This window comes from Curtobacterium poinsettiae (genome assembly GCF_025677645.1).
GTDB classification, from domain to species: domain Bacteria; phylum Actinomycetota; class Actinomycetes; order Actinomycetales; family Microbacteriaceae; genus Curtobacterium; species Curtobacterium poinsettiae_A.
Map to the genome: position 1 here is coordinate 2,361,689 of NZ_CP106879.1, position 9,934 is coordinate 2,371,622.

Below are 9,934 nucleotides of genomic sequence, written 5' to 3' on the forward strand. Positions count from 1 at the left end.
CGCGTCGCAGTGAAGGCGGTCACCCCTGGTTAGGGTGACCGCGAGGTGCCGGCGTGTCGATTCGGGTTCGACACGGCGGCGCCTCCCACCCGCCGATGGACCGCTCGACCAGGAAGCAGCACGATGCGATCGCTCGTCTACACCAGCACCCAGACCCGTCCGATCACGGATTCCGAACTCGCCCAGATCCTCGCGGTCGGGCGCGAGAAGAACACCCGGCTCGGGGTCACGGGCATGCTCGCGCACCGCGACGACAACTGCATCGGGATCATCGAGGGCGAGGACGACGTCGTCCGGCAGCGCTTCGAGCAGGTCCGGGCCGATCCGCGGCACACCAACGTCCGGGTGCTGCTCGACGAGCCGATCACCCAGCGCTCGTTCCCCGACTGGTCGATGGCCTTCCAGTCCCTCGATCCGCTCATGCACGACGTCCCGGGGTTCAGCGACCTCTTCAGCGCCGGCCGTCCGACCGACCCGGCGTTCGGTGCGTCGCGCGCGCGTGCCCTGCTGGACTGGTTCCGGAAGCACCCGCTGGCCCCGCTGACGAACCAGAACGCCGTGGATGAAGAGGTTCCGCGCACCCGAGCGATCAACGGTGCGATCGCGGTCATCCACGACGGAGGACTGTCCCGGTTCTCGCTCGACAGCGTCGCGTCCCGGTCGGGGATGCGACCCGCAGAGATCCTCGAGCTCTTCCCGTCCGAACCCGCGTTGCTGGCCGCCGCCGTGATGCGGTGGACCCGCGCCGTGTCGGCCCCGCTGCTGCCGCTCGCGGGCGAGAAGGGCACCGTCGCGTTCCTGCACGCGCTGCTCTCCGCACACGCTGAGGACCCGGCGCTCATGCGTCTGATCGCCGCGACGCTCGCCATCTCGACCGACCCGTCGACGGACGGCGCCGACTACTACCGGTCCGCGTACGGGCAGTTCCGGGAGACCGTGCGGACAGCACTGCGGGAGGACGTCCGTGCCGGGCGCGAGCCGGCCACGATGGACCCGATCCGCGGTGCGCAGCAGCTCCTCGCCCTCTACGACGGGCTCCGTCTGCAGGCGCTCCTCACCACGGACACCGACGTCGTCGACGCGTTCGACCGCGCCGCCGCCCGTATGCGCCGCGGGTGGTCCGAGCAGTACGAGGAGACCACCGTGTGGGACATCTCCGCGCCGGCCGTGGACTGACGCTTCAGCGAACCAGGCGGACGGTCCGCGGGATGGGGCCGAACGCCGACTCGGCCCCGTCGGGTGCGAACCCGTTGCGCCGGGAGAAGGCGTGCGCACGCGGGTTGTCCGCAGCCACCCACAGCGACGCCGGACGATCGGCGAGCACGGCGTCGAGGAGCGCCTGGGCGGCTCCGGTCCCGTGCGCACGGGCCAGGACGGAGAGCGTCGTCAGCTCCTCGGGGCGGACGGCATCCGGCTCCGGAGTCGACTGCGCTGCGGCGAACCCCACGAGTCCGGTGCGGTCCAGGGCGACGCGGACGCTCCCTCGGACACCAGGGCTCGCGAGCGTCGACCGCCACATGTCGACCCGGCGACCCGCGTCGAACCACGGGCTCGCGTCCGGGTCGTCGACGAACCGTCCGTAGGTCTCCCGCCACGACACCGTGTGCAGGTGGGCGATTGCATCCGCATCGGCGCGCGTCGCCGGCCGGATCAGCGTCGTGACGTCATCCTCGTTGCCCACACGGTCAGGGTAGCGATCGGCCGCTGGCACTCAGAGCCGGAGGTCGAGGTCGAGGACCCCCGCACCGCCGAGGAACAGCGGCACGATGATCCCGAACAGGGTCAGCGTCGCCCCGATCAGGATCGCCGCGAACGCGATCCCGTCGCCCCGGTCTCCGGTCAGTCGGACGTCGCGCCGCGCGAGGAACCCGACGACGAGCCCACCGATCGGTGCCACGAACGCGAGGGCGATCGCCACCACCGCGAGCAGGCTCAGCGGTGCAACCGCTGTGGTCGTCGCCGGGGCCGTAGCGGGAGTGGCGGCTGGTGCGGTGTGGGTCACGTCGGTGGTCCGTTCAGGGAGGCGAGGAAAGCCCGGTGGGCCGGGCCCGATGCCCAGCGTACGGCGAGGAGGACCGGCTGGGCAGTACCCCGTCGTGGTGGTGTTCCCCGCGGTGTCGGTCGGCGCCGCTAGCGTCCGTCACATGCGCCCGATCCGCCTCCAGGTGTCCGATGCCGATCTCGACGACCTGCACGCCCGTCTGCAGCGGGCGAGCGTTCCGGGACCCATCGGCGATGCGGCAGCCGGCAGCGCGCTGTCGATGGAGCGCCTGTCCGGCTTGCTCGAGCACTGGCGGACCGCGTTCGACTGGCGTCGCGTCGAGGACGAGCTGGCTACCGTGCCGCAGTTCCAGGCGGAGGTCGACGGGCAGCAGCTGCACTTCGCCCGGCTGACGGCGGCTGGGGACCCGACGGTGCACATCCCGGTGATCGCGTTCCACGGCTGGCCGTACTCGTTCGTCGAGATGCTCCCGTTCGCCCGTGCGCTCTCCGGACGCATCGTCCGGCTCGCTGACGGCCGGACCGCGGGGTTCGACGTCGTCGTCCCGTCGCTGCCCGGTTTCGGCGCCTCGGCTCCGCTTGCGGGACGCCCGTTCACAGGCCCCGTGGTCGCCGAGCTGATGCACGCGCTCATGACGGAGGTGCTCGACCACGATCGGTACGTGACCTACGGGGAGGACGTCGGGTCGACGACGAGCGACTGGCTGGCCGCGCTGCACCCGGACTCGGTGATCGGGCTCTTCGCGACCCATGCCGCGTTCCCGCCGCCGTCACGCGCACAGGGCCTGACGGACGAGGAAGCCGGATGGCTGCGGCAGCACGACGCCGAGTGGGCGAGTGCGCTGGGCTACGCGAAGGTGCAGGCGACCCGGCCGGAGGTCCTGGCAGCGGCCCTGATGGACTCGCCGCTCGGCCTGGCCGCGTGGATCACCGAGAAACTGCTCGCCTGGTCCGGCGAGGGATCGTGGTGGACAGACGACGAGCTGCTGCGCACCGTCTCGCTCTACTGGTTCACCCGGAGCACGGGGTCGTCCTTCCGGCCGTACCTCGACCACCCGCGGCAGCCGGAACTCCCGATCGTCGAGGTGCCCGTCGCGGTTGCCGTGCAGACCGGCGAGCGCGGGTTGCCCCGGTCGTACGGGGAGCGCACGTACCGCGACGTCCGGAGCTGGCACGACCTCGACCAAGGTGGCCACTTCACCGCGTGGCAGGTCCCGCGCACGCTCGCCGACGAGGTCGCCGCCTTCGCGACCGCGATCGGAGCAGCGGCGCCGGTCGGACCGGGCGCGGCGGTCGGCCCCGCTCAGGTGGGCGGTCGCAGCGCGCCCTCGACGTAACGCACGAGCGCATCCCGCCGCCGGTCGTGCTCGGCAGGGGAGTCCTCCGCCGTCGCGACCACGGTGATGGACCCCTGGGCCCAGGTCGCCGCGCTGGCGATGAGCAGTGCCCAGAGGTCGACCGGATCGAGGTCGTCTCGCACACGTCCGGCGCGCTGTTCGGCCGCGATCTCCCGCAGGTGCTGCTCGTCGTGCTCCTCGAACCCCGGGTACAGGTACCCGGCGCCGTCCTGCTCGAGGCGCTTCCACATGAGGAGTCGCACGAGCGCCGGGTCGGCCAGGTAGTCGTCGTACAACCGTGCCGCGTACCCGGGCAGGTCGGCGGCGTCGAAGGGCACGCGGTCGCCGTTGCCGAGGACGTGGGCGCGGAAGACGGCGTCGAAGAGCGTGCTCTTGGCGCCGAAGTACGTGTAGATCATCGGCTTGCTCATGCCGGAACGCTCGGCGATGCGGTCGACCCGCGCGCCGGCGATGCCGTGCGCCGCGAACTCGGTGGTGGCCGCGTCGAGGATGCGTGCGCGGGTGTCGTCTGCGGTGCTCACACGATCGATCCTAGGCGTCTACCAACTAGTAGGTAGTATCGAGTCCATGCTCACCACCGCACTCGTGTCCGACTCGCTCCACGATCCCCTCCACCCGGCCCCGCTCCTCCGACGCGACCTCCGTCCCGACGACGTCGACGTCCGCGTGACGTTCTGCGGGGTCTGCCACAGCGACCTGCACGCCCTCGCCACGCCACCGGAGCAGGGCGGCACCTTCCCGCTCGTGCCGGGCCACGAGTTCGTCGGCGAGGTCGTCGCCGTCGGCGCGGCGGTCACCGGCTTCCGCCCCGGGGACCCCGTCGCGGTCGGCAACATCGTCGACTCGTGCGGCACCTGCGCGATGTGCCGCCGGGGCCAGGAGAACTTCTGCGTCGAGTTCCCGACGCTGACGTACGCGGGGCGCGACCGTGTCGACGGTTCCGTCACAGCCGGTGCCTGGGCGGGTCGGTACGTCGTGCGTGACCGGTTCGTGTACCACCGTCCGGCCGCGCTGGACCCGGCGTCCGTGGCACCCCTGATGTGCGCCGGCATCACGGTCTGGGAACCGATGCGTTCCGTCGGGGTCGGCCCGGGGACCCGCCTCGGCGTGATCGGGATCGGCGGTCTGGGGCACCTCGCGGTCCGGCTCGCGCGAGCGCTCGGCGCCGAGGTCACCGCGTTCACCACGACGCCGGCCAAGGCCGCGGACGCCGAGCGGCTCGGGGCCGACCACGTCGTGGTGTCGACCGACGCTGCGGCGATGCACGCCGCACGCGGCTCCCTCGACGTCGTGCTCGACACCGTCGCCGTGGAACACGACCTGGGCCCGTACCTCGGGGTGCTCGACCTCGACGGCACGCTCTTCAGCCTCGGACACCTCGGCCCGGTGACGATCGCGACGACCGACCTGCTGATCGGGCGCAAGCGCCTCGCGTCGGCGGGTAGCGGCGGCCACCACTGGACCCAGGACCTGCTCGACTTCTGCGGCGAGCACGGCATCGTCGCGGACGTCGAGGTCCTGCCCGCCGCCGCCGTCGCCACGGCCGTGGAACGCCTGGCGCGCGGTGACGTGCGCTACCGCTTCGTGCTCGACCTGCACGACCTCGACGCGCCCGAGTCGGCCTGACCCCGGAGTGGCGAGCGGAGGTCCTGCACCTCGTCGAGGGTGATGCCGAGCCCCGCGTCGGCTCGGCGACGAGGACGAGGACCGCTCCCTGCTGCGTTCGCCGACGACGACCCGTCAGTACGACGTGCGACCGGTGGCCGCTTCGCCGAGCACCGCGGCCGCGCCGTGGGCGAGCAGGGTCCCGTCGGTGACGACGGCGACGCGGTCGAACCCGAGTGCGCGGAGCCGTTCGGCGCGGTCCAGGTCACCGGCGAAGGCGCCGGTGTGCTTGGCCGCGCGGCGGGCTGCGGCGACGATCGCGGGGAGTGCGGCCGGGCGGTGCTGGCCGTCGGCGAGGTCGTCGGCAGCTACGGCTCCGTCGTCGGCTGCGAGCAGTGCGTCCAGCTCGATGCCCAGTCCGATCGACAGGTCGAAGGGACCGACGAACACCGCCGTGACGCCCGGGATCGCCAGGATCTGCTCAGCGGCACGGAGGCCTTCGGGTGTCTCGAGCATCACCCACACCTCGGGGTCGGCAGCGGCGGCGGACGGTGCCGCACCGCCCCAGAGTCCCGCCATCGGCCCCCAGCTCCGTCGGCCCCGCGGCGGGTAGTGCGCGGCACGGACGGCGTGCTCGGCCTGCTCGGCGGTTTCGATCATCGGGACGATCACGATGTCGGCGCCGAGGTCGAGTGCACGGCCGATCGCGGCGTCCGAGCCCTCGGCGACCCGGACGGCCACGGGGACCTGCCGTGCGACCGCGGCGAGCGCCGGCATCGTCGCCAGGAGTGTGGCGTCGTCGAAGGCGCCGTGCTGGGCGTCGAGACCGAGCCAGGCGAACCCGTTCTGCGCGATCTGGGCGGTGGTGCGGGGTTCGCCGAGCGTGCACCACACGCCGTCGGCGCGGCCGTCTCCGAGTGCGGGCATCGTGGTCCTCCGTCTGCTCGTGGTCCACCGGTCAGCGTACCGACGTGCCGTGGCACGGCTCGTGGCACCGGTACCGTTGCGTCCGTGACCGACGACCCCGATGCCGCCATCGCCCAGCACGTCCACAACGCCTGGGACGGTTCCCTGCGCCTGGTGCACATCACGATCTCGGACGAGGACGGTGACGCCTACCCCGGGCAGGACGTCGACCGCTGGGTGATCGACGTCCGCGTCCCGATCACCGACGACGAGACCGAGGCGGTCTCCGTCGCCGAGGTCACCGCGTTCAGCAGCCGTGCGCCGGAGTCGCTCGAGGCGCTGGTGCTCGGCTACCAGGTCTCCGACGTCGCCGGGTCCTTCGCGTCCGCCGTCGCCGCGCAGGACGCGACGGGGGAGACGTTCTTCTCGCTGCAGACCCACGCCGCCGAGATGCTCGGCAAGCCCGACCTGCTCGCCGTCGACCGGCTCACGGTCCGTCCCGCGTACCGGGGGCTGCCCGGACTGCTGCCGGCGATCGTCGACGCCGTCCGCCGCGGTCCTGCCGGTCGCACCGCGTCGTGGGTGCTCGCGGACCCGACGGCGTGGGACGTGCCGTTCGGCGAGGACGACCGGTCCGCCGGCGCGTTCGTGCAGTGGGCCGACACCGCGGTGCTCACCTCGATGAACGCCGCGCCGGACGACCTGGAACGCCTGTCGCTCGCGCCGTCGGCCGGTGGCATCGTGATGGGGTCCCGGTCGGACGAGGTGCACCTCGGCGACGCGATCGACCACGCGATGACACAGCCGGCGATCGCGGTGCCGTTCGACCTGCCGCCGAAGCTCCCCGCCAGCATCTGGGCCGCCGCGCCCGAGGACGTCCACGGCGTGCACGCGGACGAGACCACCGGGTCGATCACGGTCGAGACGCACGACGAACAGCTCGAGGTCGTCGGTTCGCCCGGTACCGCACCGCAGCTCGTGGGGATCTCGGCCTCGGCCGACGCCGCGACCCAGGAGTGGCTCCGCACCGTGCACCAGCGCTGGTGGCAGTACGAGCCGGACCTGCACGCCCGCATCCACGACGTCGTCGACGAGTACCTGTCCACCGGGCACATCGAATCGGCGTCGGACGAGCTCGCCGGGCACCTGCACGCACCCGACCTGCCGCCGTACCGGACGGAGTGGCCGGGCACCGGCACCGTCCTGCTCGAGGAACTCCGCGAGGACACCGAGCCCATCGTCTTCGACGCCGTGCTCGAGGACGGCAGCCGGCACGAGCACATCGGCGTGGTCGTCGTGCACGAGTCCGGACACGTCCGCGCGTTCCTGCACGACGAGTGGGAGCCCGGGTTCCCGGCCGCGGAGGCCGCGGTCGCGCACCTCATCAGCCTCGGTGCCGGCGAGTTCTTCGCGGACGCCCTGCACGACGAGCTGTCAGCGGGTGTCGAGCACGCGATCCTGACGGGTGACGTCCGCGGTCACTGACTGGGCCGCCCTGGGTCGGCTCAGACCGGGCGGTAGATCGCGATCGGCGGGGTGTCGTCGTCGCCCGCGTCGTGGGCGTCTCCCGTCGCGAGCCAGGTGCGGCCCTCGTGCTCGATCGTGGTCGGCAGGTCGCCGTGCACCAGGATCCGGATCGCGGGGGCGTGGCCGTCGACCAGGTCGACGCCGTGGGCCTCGGTCCCGCCGGGGTTGTCGTGCACGTAGCTCATGGTCCGATCGAACTCCGTCGACCTGACGGACGGCCCGCGCCGCGCCGGACACGCCCGGAACCTTCACCGGAACCGGTGATGCCGCCCGTCATCGGGTAGAGTCATCTCCGCACGGCCAGGACGGCGTGCGAATGCGGATGTGGCGCAGTGGTAGCGCATCACCTTGCCAAGGTGAGGGTCGCGAGTTCGAATCTCGTCATCCGCTCGGGTCTGAAACGACCAAGAACACGAGAACGAAGCACCACCGGAACCCCCGATCGCCCACAGCGACGGGGGTTTCGTCGTACGTGGTGGGGGCCCGGCGAGCGCAGGCTTCGGGTACCCGCGCCCACCGGGCGCGGAGGCGACCCTGCCCCCACTGGTCCGCGCCGGGTGGGTGGCCTGACGCAGTTCCGAGGATGTATCCGGAGCCGTCCGCCGGTCGGTTGGGAACCGGATCCAGTGTTGCGGGAACCCGCAAGAAACCCGCACGACGCGCCGCGGGAGCCTTGTGCTACTCGATGCCGTCCGGTGCCGACACCGACATCGTCCGGGCGCCGGGCAACCCCACCCACCGCCGGCCTCCGGACTCGACGACCGTGACGAGCACCGTGTCGCACCCGCGACAGCGCGCGACCGATCCCATCGCGGTGCGGTAGACGGTGGTCTGCCCGAGCACCCCGAGCGAACCGCACCCGGCGCACCGCAGGGCGACCGCGGTCGGCTCGGACCCCAGGCTGTGCGCCAGGGTCCCCGCCAGCGCGTTGCCGTCCACGACGACCATCAGTTGCCCCCGAACCGTTCTGCACGCACGTCGCTCGTGTCGTGCCCGAGTTCGGCGAGCCAGCGCAGCACCTGCTCGACGAACGGCGTCGATCCGCACACGTAGACCAGGGCACCCGCGTCCGGCGGGAACACGGCGGCGGCGAGCGCGTCCCGCGTCAGCCGTCCGGCCGGCACGGACGAGCCTGGAGGCGCGGTGCGGCTGTACACGTGGGACACCTCGAGCGGTGCCCGGCTCGCGAGTGCCTGGTCGAGTTCCGCACGGAAGAACACGTCGTCCGGTGTACGGACGGCCGCCAGGAGCCGGAAGGGCGCCGGGTCGTCCGCCTCGGCGTGGGCGGTCACCATCGCGACGAGCGGCACGATGCCGGAGCCGCCGGCGATGAGCTGCACCGGACGGGTGGACTCGCCCGGCCGCCAGACGAACCAACCGCCCAGGGGTCCGTGGACCTCGAGCGCGTCGCCGACCTCGACGGCGTCGACGAGGAACGGCGAGACCTCGCCGCCGTCCACCCGGTCGACCGCGAGCACGACGTCGGTCGCGGGGCCGGCCGACGCGATGGAGTACGAGCGCTGTGCCTGGTAGCCGTCCTCGGCGGTCAGCCGCAGGTCCAGGTGCTGCCCGGGGTCGTTGCCCGGCCAGGTTGGGACGTCGAGGACGATCCGGCGCGCGTTGGTCGTCTCGCGGCCGACGGACGCGACGGTGGCGGCGTGCCAGGCCGGCCGTCGGCGCGTGGCGGGACGAGCGACGGGGGCGATCCGTGCCTCCAGGCCGGTGTCGGGGAGCGTCACCAGTACCGCTCTTCCTTCCACGGGTCGCCGTGCAGGTTGTAGCCCGCGTTCTCCCAGAAGCCGGGTTCGTCGTCGGACTGCATGACGATGCCGCGCACCCACTTGGCGCTCTTCCAGAAGTACAGGTGGGGGACCAGCAGGCGGGCGGGTCCGCCGTGCTCGGGCGTCAGGGGCTCGCCGTCGGCCTCGAACGCGATCCAGGACTTGCCGTCGAGCAGCTCGTCGAGCGGCACGTTGGTCGTGTACCCGCCGTAGCTGTGCACCATGCAGTAGTCGAGATCGGTCTCGACGTCCGCGAACAGGCGGTCGAGCGGGACACCCCGCCACGGCATGTCGAGCTTGGTCCAGTGCGTGACGCAGTGGATGTCGACGGTGACGTCCTCGACGCCGAGGGCGTGCACCTCGTCCCAGGTCCACTGGTGCAGGCCGGACTCGGTGCGGATCGAGAAGGCCCAGTCGGTCGGCTCGATGTCGGGCGTCGCGCCGGCGGACAGGACGGGCCAGTCGCGGACCAGGGTCTGACCGGGCGGGATGCGTGTGTCGTCGCGGTCGTCGCGGCGACCGCCGAACCCGCGGGTGAACGTGGCCATGGTCCTCCTCGGGGACGTCGGTGCGTTCCCGATCATGCCGCGATCCGGGCACGCTCGTGTAACGGGTTGGTAAACGTTCCAGGCGGGGACGGAACGGTCGTGCGCAGCGGCGGATCCGCGCGGGCTCGCCCATCGGGTCGAGCGCGGTGGCGGTCCGCGCGTCGGGAGCGGGCTTGGGGGATCGGCCGCGGACCTCTATCGTTCACCG

12 protein-coding genes and 1 tRNA gene are annotated in these 9,934 nt (G+C 72.3%); 5 read left to right on the forward strand and 8 right to left on the reverse strand.

Annotated elements, in window-relative coordinates; genetic code table 11:
• Positions 1-123: 123 nt before the first annotated feature.
• Positions 124-1,176 carry a BLUF domain-containing protein gene (locus OE229_RS11355; RefSeq protein WP_209134462.1) on the forward strand — a complete coding sequence of 351 codons (1,053 nt, stop codon included), beginning with the start codon at positions 124-126 and terminating at the stop codon, positions 1,174-1,176.
• A gap of 4 nt (positions 1,177-1,180) precedes the next feature.
• Here OE229_RS11355 and OE229_RS11360 read toward each other — a convergent pair whose 3' ends face one another.
• Together OE229_RS11360 and OE229_RS11365 are read right to left on the reverse strand one after the other, a co-directional pair.
• Complete coding sequence (locus tag OE229_RS11360) at positions 1,181-1,681, reverse strand: GNAT family N-acetyltransferase (protein WP_262138087.1); 501 nt, start codon at positions 1,679-1,681, stop codon at positions 1,181-1,183.
• A 30-nt stretch (positions 1,682-1,711) separates the two neighbouring features.
• Entirely contained in the window at positions 1,712-2,002 is a 291-nt protein-coding gene (locus OE229_RS11365) for a hypothetical protein (RefSeq protein ID WP_209134460.1), read from the reverse strand.
• 142 nt (positions 2,003-2,144) lie between these two features.
• On the opposite strand from OE229_RS11365, the gene OE229_RS11370 reads away from it, so the two are divergent.
• Positions 2,145-3,338 (forward strand): epoxide hydrolase family protein, encoded by a 1,194-nt coding sequence (locus tag OE229_RS11370; protein WP_262138089.1) that lies wholly within the window; start codon positions 2,145-2,147, stop codon positions 3,336-3,338.
• Here the strand turns inward: OE229_RS11370 and OE229_RS11375 are convergent.
• Positions 3,305-3,880, reverse strand: coding sequence for a TetR family transcriptional regulator (locus tag OE229_RS11375; RefSeq protein ID WP_262138090.1), 576 nt, complete (start codon positions 3,878-3,880; stop codon positions 3,305-3,307). The genes OE229_RS11370 and OE229_RS11375 overlap by 34 nt on opposite strands.
• A gap of 46 nt (positions 3,881-3,926) precedes the next feature.
• Here OE229_RS11375 and OE229_RS11380 point away from each other — a divergent pair, with 46 nt between their 5' ends.
• On the forward strand, positions 3,927-4,985 hold the full coding sequence (locus OE229_RS11380) for an NAD(P)-dependent alcohol dehydrogenase (RefSeq protein WP_262138091.1): 1,059 nt from the start codon (positions 3,927-3,929) through the stop codon (positions 4,983-4,985).
• Between the two features lie 114 nt (positions 4,986-5,099).
• Here OE229_RS11380 and OE229_RS11385 read toward each other — a convergent pair whose 3' ends face one another.
• Positions 5,100-5,891, reverse strand: a complete 792-nt coding sequence (locus tag OE229_RS11385; protein ID WP_262138092.1) for an HpcH/HpaI aldolase family protein — start codon at positions 5,889-5,891, stop codon at positions 5,100-5,102.
• 84 nt (positions 5,892-5,975) lie between these two features.
• Here OE229_RS11385 and OE229_RS11390 point away from each other — a divergent pair, with 84 nt between their 5' ends.
• On the forward strand, positions 5,976-7,355 hold the full coding sequence (locus OE229_RS11390) for a hypothetical protein (protein WP_262138093.1): 1,380 nt from the start codon (positions 5,976-5,978) through the stop codon (positions 7,353-7,355).
• A 20-nt stretch (positions 7,356-7,375) separates the two neighbouring features.
• Here the strand turns inward: OE229_RS11390 and OE229_RS11395 are convergent, their stop codons facing one another.
• On the reverse strand, positions 7,376-7,582 hold the full coding sequence (locus OE229_RS11395) for a hypothetical protein (RefSeq protein WP_262138094.1): 207 nt from the start codon (positions 7,580-7,582) through the stop codon (positions 7,376-7,378).
• A gap of 133 nt (positions 7,583-7,715) precedes the next feature.
• Between OE229_RS11395 and OE229_RS11400 the strand changes: the two genes are divergently transcribed.
• Positions 7,716-7,787: transfer RNA gene (locus OE229_RS11400), tRNA-Gly, on the forward strand.
• Positions 7,788-8,075: 288 nt separating this feature from the next.
• Here OE229_RS11400 and OE229_RS11405 read toward each other — a convergent pair.
• The 3 genes from OE229_RS11405 to OE229_RS11415 are packed head-to-tail and all read right to left on the reverse strand — an operon-like array spanning position 8,076 to position 9,726.
• Positions 8,076-8,345 (reverse strand): DUF6510 family protein, encoded by a 270-nt coding sequence (locus OE229_RS11405; protein WP_262138095.1) that lies wholly within the window; start codon positions 8,343-8,345, stop codon positions 8,076-8,078.
• Complete coding sequence (locus OE229_RS11410) at positions 8,345-9,136, reverse strand: ferredoxin reductase (protein ID WP_262138096.1); 792 nt, start codon at positions 9,134-9,136, stop codon at positions 8,345-8,347. Before OE229_RS11410 ends, OE229_RS11405 begins: the two co-directional genes overlap by 1 nt.
• A complete protein-coding gene (locus tag OE229_RS11415) occupies positions 9,133-9,726 on the reverse strand; it encodes a molybdopterin-dependent oxidoreductase (protein WP_209134446.1) in 594 nt (197 codons plus the stop codon). Before OE229_RS11415 ends, OE229_RS11410 begins: the two co-directional genes overlap by 4 nt.
• Positions 9,727-9,934 lie beyond the last annotated feature (208 nt).

What these genes read in the sequence shown, in the direction of transcription:
- OE229_RS11355 (WP_209134462.1), top strand. Translation starts at nt 124, where the DNA reads ATGCGATCGCTCGTCTACACCAGCACCCAGACCCGTCCGATCACGGAT.
- OE229_RS11415 (WP_209134446.1), bottom strand. Translation starts at nt 9,726, where the DNA reads ATGGCCACGTTCACCCGCGGGTTCGGCGGTCGCCGCGACGACCGCGAC.
- OE229_RS11380 (WP_262138091.1), top strand. Translation starts at nt 3,927, where the DNA reads ATGCTCACCACCGCACTCGTGTCCGACTCGCTCCACGATCCCCTCCAC.
- OE229_RS11405 (WP_262138095.1), bottom strand. Translation starts at nt 8,345, where the DNA reads ATGGTCGTCGTGGACGGCAACGCGCTGGCGGGGACCCTGGCGCACAGC.
- OE229_RS11385 (WP_262138092.1), bottom strand. Translation starts at nt 5,891, where the DNA reads ATGCCCGCACTCGGAGACGGCCGCGCCGACGGCGTGTGGTGCACGCTC.
- OE229_RS11370 (WP_262138089.1), top strand. Translation starts at nt 2,145, where the DNA reads ATGCGCCCGATCCGCCTCCAGGTGTCCGATGCCGATCTCGACGACCTG.
- OE229_RS11395 (WP_262138094.1), bottom strand. Translation starts at nt 7,582, where the DNA reads ATGAGCTACGTGCACGACAACCCCGGCGGGACCGAGGCCCACGGCGTC.